This is a genomic window from Muricoccus radiodurans (assembly GCF_050154705.1).
Classification (GTDB): domain Bacteria; phylum Pseudomonadota; class Alphaproteobacteria; order Acetobacterales; family Acetobacteraceae; genus Roseomonas; species Roseomonas radiodurans.
Genome location: NZ_CP189561.1, coordinates 4349188 through 4372111, shown reverse-complemented (window position 1 = coordinate 4372111; position 22924 = coordinate 4349188). Strand labels below are relative to the sequence as shown.

General features: G+C 71.3%; 19 protein-coding genes. 8 read left to right on the top strand and 11 right to left on the bottom strand.

From position 1 onward, the window contains the following. Positions 1–80 precede the first annotated feature (80 nt). The 5 genes from ACP6CK_RS20525 to ACP6CK_RS20505 form a co-directional block, all read right to left on the bottom strand. Entirely contained in the window at positions 81–1604 is a 1524-nt protein-coding gene (locus ACP6CK_RS20525; RefSeq protein ID WP_426955165.1) for an amidohydrolase family protein, read from the bottom strand. A gap of 84 nt (positions 1605–1688) precedes the next feature. Then, a complete protein-coding gene (locus ACP6CK_RS20520; protein ID WP_426955164.1) occupies positions 1689–2621 on the bottom strand; it encodes a GNAT family N-acetyltransferase in 933 nt (310 codons plus the stop codon). A gap of 97 nt (positions 2622–2718) precedes the next feature. Beyond that, the gene (locus ACP6CK_RS20515; protein ID WP_426955163.1) at positions 2719–3861 is read right to left on the bottom strand and encodes a hypothetical protein; all 1143 of its coding nucleotides are present in this window, start codon (positions 3859–3861) and stop codon (positions 2719–2721) included. Next, positions 3858–4637 carry a class I SAM-dependent methyltransferase gene (locus ACP6CK_RS20510; RefSeq protein WP_426955162.1) on the bottom strand — a complete coding sequence of 260 codons (780 nt, stop codon included), beginning with the start codon at positions 4635–4637 and terminating at the stop codon, positions 3858–3860. Before ACP6CK_RS20510 ends, ACP6CK_RS20515 begins: the two co-directional genes overlap by 4 nt. A 31-nt stretch (positions 4638–4668) precedes the next feature. Further along, the gene (locus ACP6CK_RS20505) at positions 4669–5817 is read right to left on the bottom strand and encodes a DegT/DnrJ/EryC1/StrS family aminotransferase (protein ID WP_426955161.1); all 1149 of its coding nucleotides are present in this window, start codon (positions 5815–5817) and stop codon (positions 4669–4671) included. 137 nt (positions 5818–5954) lie between these two features. Between ACP6CK_RS20505 and ACP6CK_RS20500 the strand changes: the two genes are divergently transcribed. Further along, on the top strand, positions 5955–7034 hold the full coding sequence (locus ACP6CK_RS20500; protein WP_426955160.1) for a class I SAM-dependent methyltransferase: 1080 nt from the start codon (positions 5955–5957) through the stop codon (positions 7032–7034). Here the strand turns inward: ACP6CK_RS20500 and ACP6CK_RS20495 are convergent. The 4 genes from ACP6CK_RS20495 to ACP6CK_RS20480 form a co-directional block, all read right to left on the bottom strand. Next, positions 7031–7558 (bottom strand): GNAT family N-acetyltransferase, encoded by a 528-nt coding sequence (locus ACP6CK_RS20495; RefSeq protein WP_426955159.1) that lies wholly within the window; start codon positions 7556–7558, stop codon positions 7031–7033. The genes ACP6CK_RS20500 and ACP6CK_RS20495 overlap by 4 nt on opposite strands. 127 nt (positions 7559–7685) lie before the next feature. Next, positions 7686–8492 (bottom strand): phytanoyl-CoA dioxygenase family protein, encoded by an 807-nt coding sequence (locus ACP6CK_RS20490; protein ID WP_426959959.1) that lies wholly within the window; start codon positions 8490–8492, stop codon positions 7686–7688. A 1-nt stretch (position 8493) separates the two neighbouring features. Next, on the bottom strand, positions 8494–9738 hold the full coding sequence (locus ACP6CK_RS20485) for a glycosyltransferase family protein (RefSeq protein ID WP_426955158.1): 1245 nt from the start codon (positions 9736–9738) through the stop codon (positions 8494–8496). 173 nt (positions 9739–9911) lie between these two features. Then, the gene (locus tag ACP6CK_RS20480) at positions 9912–11561 is read right to left on the bottom strand and encodes an ABC transporter substrate-binding protein (protein ID WP_426955157.1); all 1650 of its coding nucleotides are present in this window, start codon (positions 11559–11561) and stop codon (positions 9912–9914) included. Positions 11562–11680: 119 nt separating this feature from the next. Here ACP6CK_RS20480 and ACP6CK_RS20475 point away from each other — a divergent pair, with 119 nt between their 5' ends. The 7 genes from ACP6CK_RS20475 to ACP6CK_RS20445 all read left to right on the top strand — a co-directional run bounded on the left by ACP6CK_RS20475 (position 11681) and on the right by ACP6CK_RS20445 (position 19725). After that, positions 11681–13303 carry an ABC transporter substrate-binding protein gene (locus tag ACP6CK_RS20475; RefSeq protein WP_426959957.1) on the top strand — a complete coding sequence of 541 codons (1623 nt, stop codon included), beginning with the start codon at positions 11681–11683 and terminating at the stop codon, positions 13301–13303. Positions 13304–13308: 5 nt separating this feature from the next. Then, entirely contained in the window at positions 13309–14367 is a 1059-nt protein-coding gene (locus tag ACP6CK_RS20470; RefSeq protein WP_426955156.1) for an ABC transporter ATP-binding protein, read from the top strand. Then, positions 14364–15380: an ABC transporter ATP-binding protein gene (locus ACP6CK_RS20465; protein ID WP_426955155.1), complete on the top strand. Its 1017-nt coding sequence runs from the start codon at positions 14364–14366 to the stop codon at positions 15378–15380. Before ACP6CK_RS20470 ends, ACP6CK_RS20465 begins: the two co-directional genes overlap by 4 nt. Then, positions 15380–16333, top strand: a complete 954-nt coding sequence (locus ACP6CK_RS20460; protein ID WP_426955154.1) for an ABC transporter permease — start codon at positions 15380–15382, stop codon at positions 16331–16333. Before ACP6CK_RS20465 ends, ACP6CK_RS20460 begins: the two co-directional genes overlap by 1 nt. Further along, positions 16330–17238: an ABC transporter permease gene (locus ACP6CK_RS20455; protein WP_426955153.1), complete on the top strand. Its 909-nt coding sequence runs from the start codon at positions 16330–16332 to the stop codon at positions 17236–17238. The genes ACP6CK_RS20460 and ACP6CK_RS20455 overlap by 4 nt, the downstream gene beginning before the upstream one ends. A 60-nt stretch (positions 17239–17298) precedes the next feature. Beyond that, the gene (locus ACP6CK_RS20450) at positions 17299–18912 is read left to right on the top strand and encodes an ABC transporter substrate-binding protein (protein WP_426955152.1); all 1614 of its coding nucleotides are present in this window, start codon (positions 17299–17301) and stop codon (positions 18910–18912) included. 519 nt (positions 18913–19431) lie between these two features. Continuing rightward, the gene (locus tag ACP6CK_RS20445) at positions 19432–19725 is read left to right on the top strand and encodes a hypothetical protein (RefSeq protein ID WP_426955151.1); all 294 of its coding nucleotides are present in this window, start codon (positions 19432–19434) and stop codon (positions 19723–19725) included. Positions 19726–19792: 67 nt separating this feature from the next. Here the strand turns inward: ACP6CK_RS20445 and ACP6CK_RS20440 are convergent, their stop codons facing one another. Both ACP6CK_RS20440 and ACP6CK_RS20435 read right to left on the bottom strand, forming a co-directional pair. Next, positions 19793–20539: an SDR family oxidoreductase gene (locus tag ACP6CK_RS20440; protein WP_426955150.1), complete on the bottom strand. Its 747-nt coding sequence runs from the start codon at positions 20537–20539 to the stop codon at positions 19793–19795. A gap of 220 nt (positions 20540–20759) precedes the next feature. Continuing rightward, positions 20760–22922: an alpha-ketoacid dehydrogenase subunit alpha/beta gene (locus ACP6CK_RS20435; protein ID WP_426955149.1), complete on the bottom strand. Its 2163-nt coding sequence runs from the start codon at positions 22920–22922 to the stop codon at positions 20760–20762. Between the last annotated feature and the right edge of the window lie 2 nt (positions 22923–22924).

The window sequence follows — 22924 nt, the reverse complement described above, 5'->3', positions numbered from 1 at the left end:
CGGAACAGCTCCGGTCCGTTCCGCGGCAGCCTGATAGAAATAGAAGGGGGTCCGGGGGGATACCTCCCCCCGGCCTTGCCTCAGGCAAACACTGAGGGCTCCACCCCCGCCGGATCGGCAACGTAGCCGTAGCGCAGGTTACTCGGCGCCGGCCCTTCCCGCTCGTACCGCTCCTTCAACTGCGCGAAGCCGTCCGTCCGCAGCGCCCCGCGACGTTCCGGCGTCAGATTGTAGAGACGGGCGTTGTTGTCCCCGAAAATCGCGCGCTTCACCGGGCCGTCCGCGGCGCCCAGCGGGGCGTAGCCGTGGCGCCGCTGCATGTCCTCGGGGATTTCCAGCCGGCGCAGGCCCTCGATCTGCCACTGGGGCGATCCGGTCCAGACGGCGTCCGTGCCCCAGACCACGTGATCGGCGCCCATGCCCTTCACCAGCATGCCCATCAGCGCCGCGCAGACGCGGGGCTGGGCGATCAGCGTCACGGCGAAGAGCTGACCCACGTCGGCGTAAACGTTGCTGACGCCATGCTTCTCCGGGATATCGGCCAGGTCGCTCGTCCAGGCGATACGGCCGGTGCGCTCGAACTCCGCCAGAGCCACGGCGGGGTCGCCGCCGACATGGCGGTAACCGGCGTGGTAGATGACGAAGTTCAGCTGCGGCCAATCCTTCGCGGCCTGGGCGACGTCGTCCACCGCCGCGTAGTCCCGCAGCCGCGGGAAGCGCGTCTCCATGGCGGGCGGGAAGAGGCCCTTGTGGACGCAGACGTTGCGGATGCCGGCGGCGACCATCTTCTCGTAACCGCGATAGGCCACCCGCTCGTCATCCATGCGCCAGGGATGCTGCGCCGTCTCCTTGTGGGTGTTGTCGCCGATCGTGTAGCCCTTCACGGAATCCGGGTTCAGCGCCAGGGCGCGGTCCAGATCATCCAGCCAGCCGGGCGAGCCCGGCGTGAAGATCGCGTGGGCATAGAGGCGCTTCGTCCCGGCCTGGGCGTTCACCCGCTCCCGCGCCGCCGCCATCTGCTCGTTCGTCAGGAACCAGTCCTGCGGGATGTCGGAGGGTGCGGAGGAGATGAGGGCGATCTTGGTATCGCTGTCGAGGAACATCTCCTTCACGTAGTTGTCGAACTTCAGATCCTCGATCGTCTGCTCCCGGCCCGAGAGGTCGGCGTTCCAGCCGGCGCGGCCGACGGCGTTGCGCATGGCGACGAAGTTGGTGAGGCGCGTGTCGTCGCGCAGGAAATGCGTGTGCATATCCATGATGAACTGGCCGGACAGGCTCCGCGCGCGCTCGTTCGCCATCTCGGGCGTCGTGGCCTCGGCCGCGCTGGCCTCGAAGACCGGGCCGTAGACCTGGTTCATCGCGAGGAACGACGCCGCCATCCCCGCGGCGGACTGGAAGAAGCGGCGGCGGTCCAGGCCCTGCTTGCGACCGAGATCGTCCGCCATGCCGAGCAGCCGCGCCTCGACCTCGCGCTGCTTCTCGTTCTGCGGGTCGGGGTAGTACTCGTCGGACGCGACGACCTGCGTCGGGATCGGTGTCCGGTGCGGCAGCATCTCGGAGGGGGTGAGGCGCGCGATCTCCTCCTCGGTCAGCAACCCGGTCATGTCCGTTCTCCCGCTCCCTGTCTGGCGGAAGCTTCCGACGACGGGACCGGCGCTCGCAAGCATCGAAACAATGACGGGGCCGCGTCAGGCCGGGGCAGGTATGGCCCGTCCCCGCGCAGGGTCGCGATAGGCGGGAAAGAACCCTGTCTCCGCGTGGCCGCCCAGGCGCGCATAGGACGCGGGATCCAGCACCGCGCCGCAGAGATGCGCAGTCACCGCCGCGTTGGCGAAACCGCCCTTGAAGCGGGTCAGCCCGTCCTCGGCATCGTCCGCATGTCCGGCACCGCCCCCGAGATCGAGCACCCGCGCGTCGGACAGGTCCTCGATCGCCGCGGCGTAGAGGGCATAGGTCGCCAGCGCCCGGTATCCGGCCTCGCTCGTCGCGGTCAGGTGGCTGTAGGCCGCGTCCCCGTGCCGCACCCAGAGCTGCATGGCCAGCACCTCGCCATCCGGCGAGAGCGCCGCGAAGCTCCGCAACGCTCCCTCCGGCAGGCCGGCCAGTGCCGCGAACGCGGCGGGCGGAAAGGCCGCGGCCCCCGTGATTCCATGCCGTGCCACCAGCCCGGCGTAGAGAACCTCCCAGGCCGCCCGCCAGCGCGGTTCGCGCAACACGACCTGCTCGACCCGCGCCCGCCGCCCGCCGCGCCGCACGCGCTCCCGGTGGTGGGCGGAGAAGACGACGGGCGCCGCCCGGTTCACCAATTGATGCGTCTTGAACGCCCGGCAGAGCGGGAACTGCGCGGCCAGCGTCTGCGCATCGGGGCCGGCGAGCGGATCGGCCACCAGCACGACACTCACGGCCCAGAGCTCTCGCAGCGCCTGCAATCCACCTGCAAGGTCCGCGTCCGGTCGCATCGCACAGAGCGGGTAAAGGCCCGCCGCGTCCACCATCCCGGGTGACCCTGGGACGTCCCGCAGCAGGACGTGCGTGCCCCAGGCGTCGATCCACACAGGCCGCCCGACGTGGCGCAGCGTCGTTGCATAGGCGGCCGAGGCGTAAGGATGAATCGGCGTCATGCCGGCCGGGGATGGGCCGGAAACGTTCGGCCGGCGGCTCCGGGGGAGAGAAGGAATTCTCTCCCCCAGGGCCGCGACGGGCGCCCGACCGGCCCCCTCACAGCGCCCGCAGCAGCGCCCCGGCCACCCGCTCCATATCAGCCGTGCCGTAGCGATGGTCGCAGGGCAGCAGCAGCACCCGCCCGGCGAGGCCCGCACTCCGCGCGCAGGGCCCAGGATCGTCCATGTCCGGCCAGATCACCGGGCAGAAGACACGCTCCGCCGCCATGCGCCGCGCCACGGCGTCCGCATCGGGCACCAGCACGGGCACGCCCTGCGGCACCCAGTCCGAGACGTGCGGCGTCGGCCCGCAGACTCCGTCCCGCAGCGCCGGCGGCAGGCGCCGCAGCAGCACCGACCGGTTCGCCACCCGCCGCACGGCCATGGCGGACAGGTCCAGCCGGCGCAGCAGCACATCCGTCAGGTGGCTCGGCCCGCGTGCCTCCAGCGTCTCCCCGGCCTCGCGCGCGCGGTGGAAGGCGAACCAGGTGTCGTTGTCCGCCTCCTCCGGGTCCTCGAAGCGCAGCAGGGCCGGGAGAAGCGGCGCGATGGCGCCCGTCCCGGGCGGCGGGCCGGGATCGGGGGCCCCGAACCGGCTGGCCGGCGGCAGGACGAGGTAGCCCCCATCCGGCACGCCGAGCAGCTTGCGCGGGCTGTAGAGCAGCGCGTCCCCCCAGGGGTCCCCGGGCCAGAGCGCGCCGGCGCGATCCTCGATCCACAGCACGTCCCGCCGCCGCGCGACCAGTTCCCGGAATTCCGGTGCCGGGGGCTGGCCGAAATAGTCGACCGCCAGGACCGCATCGCCCTCCCGCAGCTTCGCGTCCAGGAAGGCCGGATCGGGGGAGAGCGACCCGGATGCGGCCAGCGGGTAGCGCGCCACCGTCTCCACCGTCCGGCGGCGGAGCGCCGATTCCGCGACCCGGCCCATGGCGGCGCAGAGGAAGCCCGGCATCCACAGGGTGCGGATCGTGTCCCGGCCGGAGAGCAATCCCAGGCCGAGCGCGCTGCGTGCGTTCGCGTAGCCGCGGCAGGTGCTGCCCTCGAACCAGCGCGCGGCGACCGGGACGCCCGGGCCGGCCGCAGGTCCGAGGTCGAGCGGGAAGAAGCCCCCGATCGGGCGCGCCGCCGGACGGCGGCTCTCCATGGTGGCGGGGACCGACATGCGTGCCCCGTGCAGGCGCGCGTCGGAGGCCGTGCTCATGCCGGCCTCGCCGCGTCGGAATCTTCCGCCACCACGTAGAGGGAGGCGCAGAGGTCGGGATACCGCGCCCCCAGCTCGTAGCAGCCGTCGAGATAAGCCTTGGAGGCGAGGCCGTTCGCCAGCAGCCCGTCCATCTGGAAGTTCGCGAGCGCCTTGAAGAGGATGCCGCCGCGCTCGACGATCCGCAGCCCGGCGGCGCGCACGTCGGCCGCCAGCGTGTCGGGCAGGTAGACGCGCCGGTGCCCCTCCCGGATGTCGGCCTCGGTGAAGGCGCAGAGGGAGGGGACGACCCCCATCTCCACGGCGATCTGGCGCGACGGCGCCATGCCGTTCGGCACCGCGATCAGCAACCGCCCGCCCGGCCGCAGCCAGGACCGTGCGCGGGACAGCACCAGCACCGGGTCGATCAGGTGTTCCAGCACGTGGCAGAGAAAGATCGAGTCGAACCGCCCGGACGGCGTGAAGCTCTCGAACAGCGACCGGTGGAACACGGCGCGACCGCCCAGTCGTTCCCGCGTCATGGCCAGGAAGCGCTCCGCCGCATCCACGATCTCGAGCTGGCTGAAATAGGGGGCGATAAGGGCGGAGAACTCGCCGTGGTGGCATCCCATCTCCAGCGCCCGCGCGCCGCCGGGCAGGCGCGGCAGGTGGGGCCGGAAGGTCCGCAGCATGTAGCCGCGCATCAGCCGGTCGAAGGCGAAGTCGGCATAGACGCCGGAGATCGTGTTCAGCCGCTCCCCCTCCTCCTGGAGGGAGAGGGTGCCGGCGTCGGTCATGGATGCCATCCGGTCTCCTGGGGCTCGCGGTTCAGGCGGACAGGGCGAAGGGCGCGTGCGCGCCCAGGGCACGCCTCAGCGCGGTGCCGACGCGCTCGACCTCGGCCAGGTTCATGTCGGTGAAGAAGGGCAGGCCGAGGGTGGTGGCGGAGAGCCGCGCCGTGACGGGCAGGGCCTCGTGCCCGAAGCCTGAGAAGGCCTCCTCCTCGTGCAGGCCGCGCGGCCACCAGCGGCGGGTGGCGATCCCCTCTGCCGCGAGGGCCTCCTCCAGCGCATCCAGGGGCGGCGCGCCGCGCAGCGACACCACGGCGGTGGCGGAGAGCCAGCGCGTCCCGAAGCCTTCCTGCAACGCGGCGCCGGGCACGCCGCGCAGGGCCCGCCGGTAGGCGGCGGCAGCGCCGGCCAGGCGCGCCCGCGTGTCCGGCCAGGCGTCCAGCCCGGCCAGGGCGACGGCCGCGGCGTACTCGCTCATCTTCGCGTTCATGGCGGTGACCCGCGCGTTCCGCCCGCCGGCGAAGCCGAAATTGGAGCGCCGCTCCACCTCCCGCAGGACCGCGGGATCGGAGGAGACGACGAAGCCGCCCTCCCCCGCACCGAGGATCTTCGTCGCGTGCAGCGACACCACGGCCGGCACGCGGCCCGGCACCAGTCCGTCGAACCCCGCCGCGGCGTCCAGCACCATCGGCAGACCGGTGCGCGCGGCCAGCGCGTCCCAGGCCGCCGCCTCCAGCGGCCGGCCGAAAGGGGCGACGGCCATCACCGCGCCGACACGGCCCGGCGGCAGGGACGCGAGCGCCCGCTCCACCGCCCCGGGCGTCAGCGCCCCGTCCTCCCCGACATCGAGGAAGTGCGGCCGCAGCCCCACCAGCACCGCCGCATGGGCCGAGGCCGCGAAGGTCCAGGCCGGCATGAGGCAGAGCGATCCCGGCCGCGGCCGCTGCGCCTGCAACGCCAGCGTCAGGCCGAGCGTCGCATTGGCGACGGTGACGACGCTGCCCGCGGCGATGCCGTATTGCTCCGCCAACCGGCGCTCCAGCCGCCGGGAGAGCGGCCCGAAATTGGAGTAGCAGCGCGCCGCATCCATCTCCTGCAGATAGGGCAGCAGCGCCTCGGCCCGCGGCAGGAGGGGACGGGCCACGGGGATCGGCGGACGCTGGGGCGGCCAGAAGCCATCGGGCATGGTGTCGTTCTCCGCGCCGCCGGGTGCCCCGGCCGAGATGCCCATCCTTGCCCGGCGGGCCTTAGCGGGTGGTTAAGCGGCGGCGGCGCAAGCTCCGGCGACCCGCGGGCGCGCCCCGCCCCACGGAATGCCCCGCCATGTCCGCATCCCCGGACGTCACCCTCGTTTTCCCGGCCGGCATGGCCGCCGCCCGCACCCTCGCCGCGGAGGCCGAGGCGCGCGGCGGCCGCGTCGTCGGCGCCTCCTCCCTTCCCTTCGATCCCGCGCGCCGCCGCTTCCCGGATTGGGAGCACCTGCCCTATCACGACGCGCCCGACTTCCCGGCGCGGCTCTCCGCCACCATCCGCGCCCGCGGCATCACCCGCGTCGCCACCCCGCACCCCGTCGTGCACGAGCGCCTGCACGACCTCCTGCCGCGCATTGCCCCCGGCTGCGCCCTGCGGGCGGTCGCGCCCTACGCGGCCGAGGTCGCCGGCTACCGCAGCCTGCTCCGCGACGCCGCCTTCCTGACGGAGGATGCGCGCCTCGGCCGCGGCACGCGACAACCGCCCCTGGGCGCGGAGGCCGCCGCGGCTCTGCTGCGCGCCGCCTGGGCCGTCCCCGGCATGTGCGACGACGAGAAGATCTGGGCCCTGGCCGCCATCGCCCGCCACGCCCCGCCGGGCGACCTGGTCGAGATCGGCTCCTGGTGGGGCAAGTCGGCCCTCGTCCTCGCCTGGCTCGCGGCGCGCCACGGCATCGGTGACCTGCTGTGCGTGGACCCCTGGACGCCGGAGGGCACGCGCCAGGGCGTCGAGGAGCTCGACACTGTCAGCGCCGCCGCGGACCACGAGGAGGCCATGCGGATCTTCCGCATCAACCTCCTCTCCTTCGGCGGGCGCGGCGTGAACACGCTCCGCCTTTCCTCTGTGGAGGGCGCCGCTGCCTACCGCGCGAGCCGCGTGGTGGAATCCCCCGCTTTCGGCCGCACCACCTACACCGGCGCGATCTCCATCCTGCACATCGACGGCAACCACGCGCACGAGCACGTCTCCGCCGACGTCGCCTCCTGGCTCCCGCTCCTGCGCGCGGGTGGCTGGCTCGTGCTGGACGACTATCTCTGGCCCTTCGGCGACGGCCCGCGCCGCGTCGGCGACGCGCTCCTGTCAGGCCGCGCCGACGACATCCGTTGCGCCTTCACCGCCGGCTCCGCGCTCTTCATCTGCCTCGGTGGCTAATCCCAGTACCGCCGCTCCGCCAGCAGCGCCGCATAATCCTCCCGCGTCACCCCAACGAGGAGCCGGTCGAACCACTGCCCCTGCCGGAAGTACCAGCGCCGCTGCCGCCCCTCCACCTGCCAGCCGCAGCGCCGGCAATACAGCGCGATCGAGGCCGCGTGCCCTTCGATGATCGCGCCGTCCAGCCGCTCCAGCCCCAACTCATCGAAGGCATAGCGCATTACCGCCATCACCGTGTCGGTGCCGACGCCCCGCCCCCGCGCCTCGATCGAACCGAGCATCATCCCATGGAAGGCGTGGCGATTCTTCCAGTCGATCTCCACCAGATTGGCCGTGCCGACCAGCGCCCCGTCCAGCGTGACGGCAAAGCGCTGGTTCGCCGCGTCCGACGCCCGCGCCACCCAGGCCGCCGTGTCTCGGCGGGAGGTCGGGAAATGCCACCCGCCCAGACGCTGCCAGATCTCCGGGTCATTCCCCCAGGCGTGCAGTGGGTCGAGGTCGGATTCCTCGATCGCGCGCAGCACCACATTGCGGCCGTGGATATTCAAAGGGGAGAAAGGCGGGGGGGAAGAATTCCTCCCGAGCCCCCCTTCTCTTTTTTCCAGGCTGCCGCGGAACGGATGGCCGGCTGTTTCGCGGGGGGCAGGGCCATCATCCCTGGTCCGCCCGGTAGGCGCGCCGCTCCGGTGGCTGGTAATAGGCGTCGACGCTCCGTGGAACGCCGGCGTTGAGGCCCAGCAACTGCCGCATCGGTTCGCCGTAGGTCTCGATCACCTCGGGCGTCGCGAGACCGGCATAATCCATCTGCGGCTTCACGAAAGGCCGGCTGTAGGAGATCGTCAGCGCCCGCCGCGGCGCCGGGGTGCGGTTCACCCCCGCGCAGTGCCAGAGGTGCGAGTCGAACAGCACGACATCCCCCGCGCGCCCCGTGTTCCGCTCCGCATGGGCGAAAAACAGGTCGTCTGAAGGACGCTCCGGCAGACGGTGCGATCCGGTGAGCATCCAGGACGCGCCGTTCTCCTCGGTGAAGTCGTCCAGCATCACCAGCATGTTGACCAGGATCGGATAGTCGCCGCTGAAGCCGCGCACATCCCGGTGCACCCGCCCGACATAGGTCTCGGACGCCGGCAGGTTCAGGAAGCCGCCGCAGGCGTTCAGGATGTAGCGATCTGCCTCGAAGAAGGCGGAGATCGCCGGGTGCAGCGGCAGCGACGCCAGGAAGGCGTCCACGCTCGTCCCCCGCCCGGCCAAATGGTGCAGCGTGCCATCCGTCCCCGCGCCCACGCCATTGCGGAGCTGCATCGCGCGCCATTTGCGATACGCCTCGTCCAGGTCGTGCCGCAGGTCGGCTAGCAGCGGCGCCGGGACCTGGGTCGGAAAGCGCACCCAGCCCCGTGCCGTCATCAGCGCGCGGAAGGCGTCGAGATCCGGTTCCATGATGCGGGCGGCACCGGGCATGTCAGGCAAGGAACGCCTCGAAGCCCGAGAGAAGGCGGATCTCGTGCGCCATCCCGATCAGCCCCTGCATGAAACCCATCGCGTCGAAGTCGCGCGCGGCCAGCTCGGCCGCCGGTCGCACCGCGTCGCCGCGGTCGGTGGTGTCGTGGAACAGCGCCGCAAGCCGGTCCGGCAGGTCGGGGTCCATCACGTCCACTCCGAAGAAGGAGGGCAGGCCGGAGAAGCGCTCCTCCATCACCGGATTCGCGTCCGACACGACACAGGCCCCTGAGGCGAAGCCGTTCACCACCCGCTCATGAATGCCGCGCGTGAAGTTGGGCGAGGTGTTCAGCACGAAGCCGCTCTCGGCATAGAGCGTCGGCAGCAGCGCGGCGTCGAGCGCCGGCAGGAAGCGCGCCCGCGTCGCCTGACCGGCCAGATGCTCCCAGCCTCGCCCGTGGATCACCGCCGGCAGGTGCAGCAGCGCCCGCGCCAGGGCCGTGGAGCGGACGTCACGGACATAGGTGTCCACCTCGTAGCAGAGGCCGAACAGCGCTTCCGGCCGTCCCTCCAGCCAGAGTCCCTGGCCCTCCGCGGCCTCCGACACGGCCTCGGTCACCTCGCGCGGCCAGCCGTGCAGCGCGGCCTCGCTCGACTCCTCCAGCACGGCGCGGATGCGGGCGGGGAAATCGGCCCAGCGGCGGCGCCACGCCTCGGGATCGGAGCCGGTCTTCACGAAAACCATCCGGTGCGGCCGGTCACGCCAGGGAATGGCGTCCCGGTGCGGGTTCGGCAGCACGCCCAGCGGCAGGATGCCCGAGAGCTGCGGGGCGCGGATGAGGCTCCGCTGCACCGCCAGCCAGTCCGGCACCATGTAGCCGTTCGCCACGTGCAGGGCCGGCACGTGGTGGTTCCGCGGCATGATGCAAGGATGGTCCGCCAGGACGGAGATGAACGGGACCCGCAGCGCGTCCCACAGGTTCCCGCCTTCCAGCGGCAGATGCGCCCCGACCCCGGCCGGCCCCCAGGCGAAGAGCACCCGCTCCTGCAGCAGCGCGTCCAGAGTCGCGGGCCAGTCGGGCCTGAAGAGGTCCAGCACATGCCCTGCCACGCCCAGCGGCCGCAGCAGCTCCATGAATCGGGATGCGGATTCCCGCAGGATCCCGTTCTCGTTCTGCCCGATCACGGCGACCACGTGCCCGGTCACGGGCGGTGCCGCGCCCAGGCCCATGGCAGGGGTGGCCGGCCGCTCGATAAGGTCGCTCAAGGGATACTCCGGTCCTTCCCCGCCAGGGGCCGGAGTGTCGCCCCGGGCGGTTAAGCGGGCGTAACCGGAGTGGCACCGCCGCGCTTCGAGGTCCCGCGATCCCGCATCAGGATTCCGCGGCAGCCTTGAAGAAAGAGATGGGGTCCGGGGGAATGCACTCCCCCGGCCTTTCTTCAGTCCATCGACATGGTCGCGATGTCGATGAACCAGGACCGCGGCTGCACCACGCCCTTCACGCGCGCGGAGATCGCACGCGGCCCGACATCATGCGCCACCCAGAGGAAGGGCGCCTCCTCCACGATGCGCGCGTGCAGCCGGGCCAGCGCCGCGTCGCGCGCCGTCGGCTCGAAGGTCGTGCGCGCGGTGGCGATGATCTGATCGAATTCCGGGTTCGAGAAGAAGCCCCAGTTGTTCGAGACCGGCGGCTGGGCGGCCGTGGCGACGAAGCGCACCATGGCGAAGAAGGGGTCCATGGTGGCGAAGGTGACGTTGGTGGCGTTGGCGCCGCGGGCATTGGCGTGGCGCGCCCCCTCCCGCCAGTTGGTGAAGACGGCGTTCCACTCGCCCACCTCAAGCTGCACGTCGAAGTAGCAGGCGCGCAGCGCCTCCTGCAGGAACTCGTTCATCGGCAGCGGCTGCATCTGGCCGGAACCCGAGGCCGAGGTCAGCACCTTCACCGTCAGCCGCCGCTGCGGGGAGAAGCCGGCCTCCCGCATCAGCCGCTGCGCCTCGGCCAGGTCATAGCGGATGCGGAAGCTCGGATTGCCCCACCAGGGATGGCCTTCCTCCACCGTGCCATGGGCCGGCACCATCAGCCCGCTCAGCAGCGTGCGCAGCTCCTCCCGGTTCACGCAAAGATTGGCGGCGTGGCGCACGCGCCGGTCCAGCCAGGGCGATCCCTCCGCGAAGGAGAACTGCCACGGCCAGACATGCGGCTGCTCGTTCTGGTACAGGGTGAAGCCGCGGGAGCGGATCTGCTGCACGGCATCCGGCGCCGGCGCCTCGATCCAGTCCACCTGGTTGCCCAGCAGCGCGGCGGTGCGGGTGTTCGCCTCGGGAATGGGCAGCAGCACCACGCGGTCGATCCGCGGGCGGCGCGCCGGGTCCCAGTAGTCCCGGTTGGCCACCATCTCGAACCGCTCTCGCGGGACCAGCCGCGTGCCGCGGAAAGGGCCGGTGCCGGACGGCTCGGCCGCGAAGGCGGTCCAGGCCTGGGTGGCGCGCTGGCGCGGATCGGTCACGCTCGCCGGCACGGCGGCGAGCTTCGCCTGCCAGTGCGCCGGGGAGACGATGAAGAGGTTCGTCAGGTTGATCGGCAGGAAGCTGTCCGGCTCGCTGGTGACCAGCTCCACCTCGTAGTCGGAGACCGCGCGGGCCGATCGCAGCGTGGGCATGCGGGAGACGGTGACGCCGACCTGCGACGCGTCGTAGTGCGGCGCCGCCTGGTCCAGCACCTTCTGGACATTCCACACCACTGCGGCGGCGTTGAAGGGACTGCCGTCGTGGAAGCGCACGCCCTGGCGCAGGGTGAAGCGCCACCTGGTCGGCTCCACCGGGTCCACCCGCCATTCGGTCGCCAGGCCGGGGATGATGACGGAGGCGCGGTCGGCGCTCGACAGGTCCCAGTTCACCAGGGCGTCGAACATCGGGATGCCGGTGAAGCGGTTGCCCTCGAAGCCCTGGTCCGGTTGTCCCAGCGTGCGCGGGATGTCGGCCGCCGTCATGCCGATCCGCAGCACCTTCTCCTGCGCCAGGGCCGGCGCCGCGAGCAAAGCGAGCAGGGCGGCCGCCTGGAGCAGCGGCCGCTTGGGAAGGATCCTCATGCGTTTCGTCCCGAAGGGTTGCGGGAAGTTAATCACGCAAGTTCGGTGCCAGGGCGGGCCGATCCCGTGGCATGTCGCTTGCTGATCCCGGACCCTCTCCCGGGACGAAGCCCTTGACGATGAATCGCCGCTCCCTCCTCTCCGCCGGTGCCGGCCTGGTGGCCGCGCCGCTCCCCTGGGATCTCGCTCAGGCCCAGGCGCCGGCCGGGAGCGGCGGCACGCTGCGGATCGGCATGACGGCGGCCGCCGTGCCCCTGCCCAACGGCCAGGCCGATCAGGGCGGCGAGGGACAGCGCTTCATCGGCTACACCGTCTTCGACAGCCTCATCGCCTGGGACCTCTCGCGGGCCGACGCGCCCTCCCGCCTCATCCCCAGCCTCGCGACCGAGTGGCGCGTGGACCCGGCCGACAACAAGCGCTGGATCTTCACCCTGCGGGAGGATGTGCGGTTCCACGACGGCAGCCCCTTCAACGCCGGGGCCGCTGTCTGGAACTTCGAGAAGCTGCTGGAGAGCGGCGCCCCGCAATTCGACCCGCGGCAGGCCGCCCAGGGCCGCTCCCGTATCCCGACCGTGGCGAAGGCCACCGCGCTGGACGCCCGCACGCTGGAGATCCGCACGAGCGAGCCCGACGCGCTGCTGCCCTACGGCATCGCCTGGATCACCATGTCCTCCCCCGCGCAGTGGGAGAAGGTCGGGCGCTCCTGGGACGCCTTCCTCAACGCCCCCTCGGGCAGCGGCCCCTTCAAGATGACGGAGTTCAGCCTGCGGGAGCGCGGCGTGCTCGTTCGCAACCCCGACTACTGGAACCCGGCTCGCCGCCCGAAGGTGGAGCGGCTGGTGCTGCTGCCCCTGCCGGAGGCCAACACCCGCGCCGCCGCCCTGCGCGCCAACCAGGTGGACTGGATCGAGGCCCCCGCCCCCGACGTGACGGCCAGCCTGCGCGCCGCCCGCTTCAACATCGTCACCAACGAGTACCCGCACAACTGGGTCTGGCACCTGGACTTCACCACGCCCGGCTCGATCTGGCGGGACGTGCGGGTGCGCCGCGCGGCGAACCTCGCGGTGGACCGGGAGGGCATGATGGGCATGATGGACGGCCAGATGCAGCCCGGCGTCGGGCTGCTGACGCCGAGCTCCCCCTGGTTCGGCAATCCCAGCTTCCGCATCCGCCACGATCCGGCCGAGGCCCGCAAGCTGATGGCGGAGGCCGGCTTCGGCCCGCGCAACCCCGCACGGACGAAGGTCATCATTCCCTCCTCCGGCTCCGGCATGATGCAGCCCCTGCCGATGAACGAGGCGATCCAGGAGAATCTGCGGGAGGTCGGCATCACCGTCGAGTTCGAGGTGATGGAGTGGAACGCCGTCATCAACGCCTGGCGCGCCGGATCGCGCGACCCGCAATGCCGCGGCGCGCACGCGCTGAACTACTCCTACTTCTCCCAGGACCCCTTCACCGCCCTCATCCGCCACGTGGATTCTGCCCTCATCGCCCCGCGCGGCACGAACTGGGGCTATCTGAACGACCCGGAGCTGGACGCCGTCTGCAAGGGCCTGCGCGAGACCTTCGACCCCGCCGCGCAGGATGCTCTCATGGCCCGTGGCCATCAGCGCATCGTGGACGAGGCGATGTTCCTCTTCGTCGCCCACGACCTGAACGCGCGGGCGATGGCTCCCCGCGTGCGCGGCTTCGTCCAGGCCCGCAACTGGTTCCAGGACCTGACCCCGGTGACGATGGGCTGAATGCCATGATGTCGGACGGCGCGATCACCCAGCTTCCGCCGCTGCCCGATGTCGGCGGGCCGGCCCAGCCGCTGCTGTCCATCCGCGGGCTGACGAAGCACTTCCCGCTGAAGTCCGGCTTCCTCGGCCGCGGCGCGGGCGTGGTGCAGGCCGTGGACGACATGAGCTTCGACGTCCGCAAGGGCGAGACGCTGGGGATCGTCGGCGAATCCGGCTGCGGCAAGTCCACCACCTCCCGCCTCATCATCGCGCTGATGGCGCCCACCGCGGGCGAGGTGATCTTCGACGGCCAGACCGTCGGCGGCCGGGAGATGCCGCTGAAGGAGTATCGCCGCCAGGTCCAGATGGTGTTCCAGGACAGCTACGCCTCCCTGAACCCGCGCCTGACGATCGAGGAATCCATCGCCTTCGCCCCCGTGGTGCACGGCCTCGCGCGCAGGGACGCGCGGGCCCGGGCGCGGGACCTGCTGGCCGCGGTGGGCCTGAACCCCGACCATTTCGCGCGCCGCTACCCGCACGAACTCTCCGGCGGACAGCGCCAGCGGGTCAACATCGCCCGCGCCCTGGCGCTGCGGCCGCGCCTGGTGCTGCTGGACGAGCCCGTCTCCGCCCTCGACAAGTCGGTGGAGGCGCAGGTGCTGAACCTGCTGCAGGACCTGAAGGCGCAGTTCGAGCTCACCTACCTCTTCATCTCCCATGACCTGAACGTGGTGCAGTACATGGCCGACCGCGTGCTGGTCATGTATCTCGGCCGCATCGCGGAGCTCGGCCCGGTGGAGTCGATCTACGCGGCCGCCGCCCATCCCTACACCGCCGCGCTGCTGGCCAGCCGCCCCTCCATGGACCCGGACCTGCGCCGGACGGAGCCGCCGCTGTCCGGCGATCCGCCGAACCCGATCAACCCGCCCGCCGGCTGCCGCTTCCACACGCGCTGCCCCCATGCGGAGCCCGTCTGCTCCACCGTCGTGCCGCCGCTGCACACCGCTCCCGCGGGTCAGGAGGCCGCCTGCCTCATGGTCGTCCCGAACAGCGGCCACAGCCGCGCCCCGAGGCTCGCCGCATGAGCGACGTCGCCACCCTGTCCCCGCCCATCACGCACGCGGTGGCGGACCCGCTGGTGCGCGTGCGCGACCTGCACGTCCGCTTCGTCTCCCGCGATGCCACGGTTCACGCCGTCAACGGCGTTTCCTTCGACCTCGCCGAGCGCGAATCCCTCTGCATCCTCGGCGAGAGCGGCTCCGGCAAGTCCGTCACCCTGCGCGCCCTGATGCGCCTGAACCCGCCGCGGCGGACGCAGATCACCGGCACCATCGGGGTCGGCGGACATGACATCGTCGCCGCGCCCGACGCCCGCATGGCCGACATCCGCGGCTCCGTCGTCTCTATGATTTTCCAGGAGCCGATGACGGCGCTGGACCCCGTCTTCACCATCGGCCGCCAGATCACCGAGACGGTGATGCGGCACGAGGGCCTGGGGCGCGCCGCCGCCGAGGCCCGCGCGCTGGAACTGCTCGACCTCGTCCAGATTCCCTCCGCCAAGCGCCGCCTCGCCGCATATCCGCACGAGCTCTCCGGCGGGCTGCGCCAGCGCGCGATGATCGCCATCGCCCTCTCCTGCCGCCCGAAGCTCCTCCTGGCCGATGAACCCACCACGGCGCTCGACGCCACCGTGCAGATCCAGATCCTCCTCCTGCTCCGCCGCCTCCAGCAGGAGATGGGGATGGGCGTGATCTTCGTGACCCACGACCTCGGCGTGGCGGGGGAGGTCGCGGACCGCATCGCCGTCATGTACGCCGGCAAGTTCATCGAGGAGGGGTCGGTCCGCGACCTCCTGCGCAACCCCCTCCACCCCTATGCCCAGGGCCTGCTCGGCGCGACGGTGCACCAGGGGATGCGCGGCGTCCGCCTGACGACCATTCCCGGCGCCCCGCCGAACCTCGAACGCGTCCCCCAGGGCTGCGCCTTCGCGCCGCGCTGCCTGCACACCCAGCCCGCCTGCCTGCCGAAGGTGCCGGAGCCCCGTAGCCCCGTTCCCGGCCACTCCGCGCGCTGCATCCTCGTCCCGGACGCCGCCTGATGCTGCTCTACCTCCTCCGCCGGGTCCTCTACGCCGTGCCGATCGCCCTCGCGGTCGGCCTCGTCTGCTTCATGCTGGTGCAGATCGCGCCGGGAGACCCGGTCAACGCCATCGTCCCCGCCGACGCCCCGCGCGAGGTCGTGGAGCAGGTCCGCCGTGACTACGGCCTGGACCGCCCGCTGCCCGTGCAGTTCGGCCTCTGGCTCTCCCGCGTCGTGCAGGGGGACCTTGGCCGGTCGCTCGCCACCGGCCGCCCCGTCACCGCGGATCTCGTCACCGCCGTCGGCAACACCCTCACCCTCGCCCTCGCCGCGGCCGGGATCGGCTTCGTCATGGGTTCCCTGCTCGGCACGATCGCCGCCGTCTTCCGCGGCACCTTCCTCGACAAGCTCGCGGTCGGCTTCGCGGCGGCGGGGGTCTCCGTGCCGCATTACTGGCTCGGCATGGTGATGGTCGTGCTGTTCAGCGTGACCCTGAACTGGCTTCCCGCCATGGGCGCCGGCCCCGGCGGATCGGGCGACTGGCACTGGGACTGGGAGCACATCCGGTTCCTCATCCTCCCCGCCGTCACCCTCTCCGTCATCCCCATGGGCATCATCACCCGCACCGTCCGCGGCGTGGTGATGGAGCTACTGAACCAGGACTTCGTCACCACCCTGCGCGGCAAGGGCCTGCGCCGCGGCGGCATCGCGCTGCACGTGGTGAAGAACGCCGCCCCCGCCGTGCTGGCGGTGATGGGTCTCCAGCTCGGCTACCTCATGGGCGGCTCCATCCTGGTGGAGACGGTCTTTTCCTGGCCCGGCACCGGCTTCCTGCTGAACAGCGCCATCTTCCAGCGGGACCTGCCCGTGCTCCAGGGCACCATCCTCGTGCTCGCAATCTTCTTCGTGGCGCTCAACCTGGCGGTGGACCTCATCCAGACCGCCCTCGACCCCCGGATCCGCCGCGCATGAGCACCACTACCGACGTGGCCGCGTCGCTGGCCGCCGCCCAGCCCGCACCGCCCGCGCGCAGCCGCGGCTACTGGGCCGGCGTCGGCCGCCGCCTGTCGCGCGATCCTGTCACGCTGATCTTCGGCGCCATCCTCCTCCTGATGGCGCTCGCCATCCTCTTCGCGCCGCTGCTGGCGCCCCACGATCCCTACCAGACCAGCATGATCCGCCGCCTGCGGCCGGTGTGGTTCCAGGATGGCCGCTATCCCCTGGGTACGGACGAACTCGGACGCGACCTCCTCACCCGCCTCCTCTATGGCGGCCGCCTCTCCTGGTTCCTCGGCATCACGCCGGTCCTTATCGCCTTCGTCATCGGCGGGTCGCTCGGCGTGCTGGCGGGCTTCGCCGGGGGCTGGGTGAACATGGCGATCATGCGCACCACGGACGTCTTCTACGCCTTCCCCTCCGTGTTGCTGGCGGTCGCCATCTCCGGCGCCCTCGGCCCGGGCATCTCCAACGCGATGCTGTCGCTCACCCTCGTCTTCATCCCGCAGATCATCCGCGTGGCCGAGAGCACCACCACCTCCGTCCGCAACCTCGACTACGTGGAATCGGCGAGGGCCAGCGGCGCCGGGCCGGCGACCATCGTGCGCGCCCACGTCCTGCCGAACGTGCTCGGCCCGATCTTCGTCTATGCCACCTCCCTCATCTCCGTCTCGATGATCCTCGCCTCCGGTCTCTCCTTCCTCGGCCTCGGCACCCGCCCGCCGGAGCCGGAATGGGGGCTGATGCTGAACACGCTGCGCACCGCCATCTACACCCAGCCTGTCATCGCGATGCTGCCGGGGCTCTGCATCTTCCTGACCAGCCTCTGCTTCAACATGGTCAGCGACGGGCTGCGATCGGCGATGGACGTGCGGGGGTAGCGCGACGGCATCCGGCACAGCCGTTGCAACACACGCCCGGACCCCGTTCCGGAGCCGCCCATGTCCCTCTCGCGCCGCGCCCTGCTGGGTGCCACCGGCCTCGCCGGCCTGCCCGCGGGCCTGACCCTTCCCACGCCCGCCGCCGCCCAGGCCGAGCGCGTCCTGCGATACGGTATCTCCATGGCCGACATCCCCCAGACCACCGGCCAGCCCGACCGCGGCGCCGGCGCCTACCAGTTCACCGGCCACACGATCTACGACTCCCTCGTCGCCTGGGAGATGGACGTGGCCGACCGCCCCGGGAAGCTCGTCCCCGGCCTCGCCACCTCCTGGGAAGCTGATCCTGCCGACCGGCGCCGCTGGACCCTGAAGCTGCGGGAGAGCGTCGCCTTCCACGACGGCGCCGCCTTCGACGCGGATGCGGTGATCTGGAACCTGGAGAAGGTGATGAACCCCCAGGCCCCGCATTTCGACCAGCGCCAGGCCGCCCAGGTCCGCCCGCGCCTTCCCTCCCTCGCGTCGTGGCGCAAGCTGGATGCGATGACGGTGGAGCTCACCACCAAGGCCGTGGACAGCCTCTTCCCCTACCAGCTCCTCTGGTTCCTGGTTTCCTCCCCCGCGCAATACGAGAAGCTCGGCCGCTCCTGGGACCGCTTCGCGATGGAGCCCTCCGGCACCGGTCCCTTCCGCCTCGCCCGCCTCGTCCCGCGCGAACGCGCCGAACTCGTGAAGAACACCGCCTACTGGAATCCTGCGAGGATGCCGAAGGTGGACCGCATCGTGTTGATCTGCGCACCGGATGCCGTCACCCGCAGCAACGCCCTGCTGACCGGCCAGATGGACCTGATCGAGACGCCGGCTCTCGACATGGTCCCGCAGCTCCGCGCCGCCGGGAACCGCGTGGTGGAGAACGTCACCCCCCATGTCTGGAACTACCACCTCAGCCTGCTGGAGGGCTCGCCCTGGCGAGACCTGCGGCTGCGGCAGGCCGCCAACCTCGCCATCAACCGGGACGACGTCGTCTCCCTCCTCGGCGGCCTCGCCCGCCCCGCGACCGGCGTGGTGGACCCCTCCTCCCCCTGGTTCGGCAATCCCTCCTTCCGCTTCCGCTACGCGCCGGACGAGGCGCGTCGCCTCATGCGGGAGGCCGGCTTCGGCCCCGGCCGCCCCATGCGCACGAAGTTCCTCGTCGCAACGGGCGGCTCCGGCCAGATGCTCTCCATGCCAATGAACGAGTACATCCAGCAGGCCTGGAAGGAGGTCGGCATCGAGGTCGAGTTCCAGCCCGTCGAGCTGGAGGTCCTCTACACGGCCTGGCGGAACGGCGCGGCGCATGATTCGATGCGCGGCATCACCGCCAACAACGTGGCCTACGTCACGTCAGACCCGCTCTACGCCCTCGTGCGCTTCTTCCATTCGAGCCAGATCGCGCCCACCGGCGTGAACTGGTCCCACTATCGCGACGCCGAGACGGACCGCTTGATCGACGCCGCCACCCAGTCCTTCGATATCGCCGAGCAGGACCGCCTCATGGCCCGCGTGCATGAGCGCGTGGTGGACCAGGCGCTGCTCGTCTTCGTCGTGCACGACACCAACCCGCACATCCTCGGCCGCAACGTGCGCGGCTACACCCAGGCACAGCACTGGTTCCAGGACCTGACGACGCTCGCCTGAACAAGCAAGGCCGGGGGGGTGAACTCCCCCGGTCCCCCTCCTTTTTCTATCGGGCGGCCGCGGAATCCGGAGATGGGAGAGCCCGTCTCTGGATTCCGCGGCAGCCTGGAAAAGAGAGATGAGGGTGAGGGTCTGGGGAGAGGGAGAATTCCTTCTCCCTCTCCCCAGGGCCGATCGCGTCCCCTGCATAAATGTCGTCGGACATGGCGTTTCCCGGCCGTCGAAGCCTTGGTTGGGGCTGCCGATCCCGCACGGCGGGATGCGGGCGTCGTTCTTCGCCCCGCCGGACAGCGCATAGGACCCGCGGGCCGAGGCGCAGATGGTGGTCATGACGTCTTCCGAGGGGTTCGGGCCCCGTTAGCGCACGCTGATCAGACCGCCCGGTGCCGCAACGATTCCGGTCCGCGAAAGGCCATCGCGACGAACGCGACAGGCCCGTCCCCCCGGCGGGACACGCGCGCGACGGGCGGGTGGGATAACCGTGAGGTCCCGGCAGGACGCCGGAACGGGACCACGACGATGACCCCCTTCCTGTTCCTCTTCGGCCTCGACGTGCTGATCGCCGCCTCCGTGGCCTACGCCACCGTCAGCCTCGCGCGCGTGCCCGTCGTAACCCCCATGCACCTCTCGCCCTGGCTCTTCGCGATCTCGCTGGTCCTCGCGGTCCTCATGGGCGCGCTCCAACTCCAGCGCAGCGGCCATCCGCGGCTGGCCATCGGCGTGCTGCTGATCCCCGCCATCCCCGCGATCCTCGGCTTCGTCGCGCTGATCGGCGTGATGGTGCTCTTCACGCTCGGCACCCCCCACCACTGACGCCCGGCGCCGCGGCGGGCCACCCCAGGAGAGGCCGCCGCCGGGCGCCGGAACGCTGCGGCGCGGCTCAACGCCCCCCGGTGATCGGGATCAGCGCCCCGGTCATATAGGCCGCCTCGCCGGACAGCAGCCAAAGGATCGCCTCCGCGCACTCCTCCGCCGTTCCAATCCGCCCGGCGGGGATAGAGGGCAGCAGCTTCTGCATCCTGTCGCCCACGCCCGCCGTCGCGTGGATCTCCGTGTCGATCAGCCCGGGCAGGATGGCGTTCACCCGGATGCCCTCCGGCGCCAGCTCCCGCGACAGCCCGACGGTCATGCTGTTCACCGCCCCCTTCGCCGCCGCATAGGCCACCCACTGCCCCGCCCCGCCGAGCGTCGCCGCGACCGAGGAGAGGTTCACGATCGCCCCGCCCTGGCCGCCGTGCCGCGTGGACATGCGCCTCGCCGCCGCCCGCGTGCAGAGCATCGTCCCGATCACATTCACGTCCAACACCCGCTGCATCGTGGCGAGGTCATAATCCTCGAACCGCGTCGCGGCCCCGGTGATGCCGGCATTGTTCACCAGCCCCGTCACCCGCCCCAGCTCCCGATCCACCTGGTCGAACAGCGCCTCCACCTCGGCCTCCTTCGAGACGTCGGCCTTCACCAGCGCCGCCCGCCCGCCGCCGGCGCGGATCTCGTCGACCACCTGCTGCGCCCGGTCGGCCCGCTCCGCGTAGTTCACGCAGACCGCGTGCCCCCGCTTCGCCGCCATCCGCGCCGTCGCGGCCCCGATGCCGCGCCCCGATCCCGTCACCACCACAACGCCCGCCATGCGCAGTTCTCCCCTGTCCGATCGGAACGCATCCTGACTTGGTGTGCGGACGAGGAAAGGCCGGGGGAACGTATTCCCCCGGCCCCCCTTCCCTTTTTATCAGGCTCCCGCGGAATCCGGAGATGGGGTGTCCCCGAATCCGCCTTCCGCGGCAGCCTGATAAAGAAAGGGATCGAACGCATTGCGTTCGGTGGGAGAGTTCATCTCCCCCAGCCTTGCTTCAGGCCATCCGCCGCAACGCCGCGGCCACCTTCGCCGCATCCCCCAGCGCCGCCATGTTCAACGGCTTCGAGACGACCGGCGCCGCCTCGCTGCCGTGGACGCGCAGGATCTCCGCGTCCAACCAGTCGAAGAAGCGCTCCTGCACCTCCTGCGCCAGCCGCGCCCCGTGCGAGGTCCCCCGCGCCGTCTGTTCGGCGATGAGTACCCGGTTGGTGCGGCGCACGCTCTCGCCCACCTTGGCCCAGTCGAGACCCGTCGGATCGAGGCTGCGCAGGTCGATCACCTCCGCGTCCACCCCGGCCACCTCCGCCGCCTCCTCGCAGGCCCGCACCATGGCGGCATAGGTCAGCACCGTGCAGGCGCTCCCCGGCCGGGCGATGCGCGCCTTGCCCAGCTCGATCCCGAAATCCAGATCCTCCGGCACCGGCCCGGAGGTCTGGAACAGGTCCTGGTGCTCGATGACGAGCACGGGATCGTCGCAGCGCAGTGCGCTGTTCATCAGCCCGACATAGTCGTGCGGCGTGGCCGGCGCGATGATCCGCCAGCCCGGATACATGGCGAAGAGCGCCGAAGGGTCCATCGAGTGCTGCGACCCGTAACCCGCCCCGGGATTCACACGGGCGCGCACCACGAGCGGGATGCCGAATCCCCCGCCGAACATATGCGCGAACTTGCCGATCCCGTTGAACATCTGGTCCGCCGCAACGATCGCGAAGTCGCCGAACATGATGTCCACCACCGGCCGCAGCCCGCAGAGCGCGGCGCCCAATGCCATGCCGGTGAAGCCGTTCTCGCAGATCGGCGTGGCGAAGATGCGCTCGGGAAACCGCTCCATCACGCCGCGGGTGGAGCCGGAGACACCCCCGCGCAGGCGATGGACGTCCTCCCCGATGACGACGATGCGCGGGTCCTTCTCCATGTTGTGGAGCAGCACCGCCGCCACCGCCTCGATGTACTTCATGTCACGCGTCGCGCTCGCGGGGACGCTGCCGGCCTCGCGATAGGTCTGGCCGCGAAGCTCGGACAGATCGCCGCGGATGCCGTGATCCACCTCCTCCGCCCGCGGCAGCAACGCGGGCCGGACGCGCGGCGCGTTGGCGCCAGGGGGCGTCTCCGTCAGCGCGGCGGCCGCGGCATTCACCGTGCGTCGGGCCCGTTCATCCAGCGCGGCCAGCCCCGCCTCGTCCAGCACGCCCAGCGCCTTCAGCCGCGGCGGCATCGTCAGCAGCGGGTCGCGGGCGCGCCAGCTCTCCTCCTCCTCCTTGGTGCGATAGCCGAACTGGCTCCCGAGCATGGGGCCGGACTGGTGCAGGAAGCGATAGCAGATCGCCTCCACGAAGACCGGACCGCCGCGCGTGCGGATCGTCTCCGCGGCCCACTGCATCGCCCGGCGCACGGCAACCAGGTCCATCCCGTCGCACTCGACCGAGGGCACGCCGAACATCGCCCCGCGCCCGGTCAGGCGCGTCTCCCGCGTCTGCTCCTTCAGGTGGGTGGACACGGCGTAGAAGTTGTTCTCCAGGAAGAAGATCGCCGGCAGGGTGTAGAGGGCCGCGAGGTTGATCGCCTCCAGCGTCTGCCCCGCCATCAGCGTGCCGTCGCCGAAGAAGGCGACCGAGATGTTGTCCCGCCCCAGCACCTTGTCGGCCAGCGCGTAGCCGACGGCGTGCGGCACGTTGCCGCCGATCACCGCGCTGCTGCCCACCACGCCGGAGGCCGCGTGCCGCATGTGCATGGAGCCGCCCCGGCCGCCGCAGAAGCCGTCCGTCAGCCCCATGATCTCCGCCATCGCGCGGCGGACCAGCACGCCGGCCTCCGTGCCGAAATCGTCGTGGCGCGGGTCGTATCCGGCCGGTGTCGCGCTGTTCAGCAGCTTCGCCAGGATCTGGTGGTGGGCGCGGTGGGTGCCGTTGATCTTGTCGTCCGTCACCAGCACCGACATAGCGCCGACCGCCCCGGCTTCCTGCCCGATCGAGGCGTGGGCGGGCCCGTGGATCAGCCCTTGCCCGTGCAGCTCCAGGATCTTCTCCTCGAAGCGGCGGATAACGAGAAGCTGCTCCATCCAGCGGGCCAGGTCCGCCGGGTCCTCCGCCGCCCAGTCCGCCTCGTCCGACTCCAGGCGAAACCACTCGGTCTCGGTGCGGAGGGGGATTCGTCTCACCG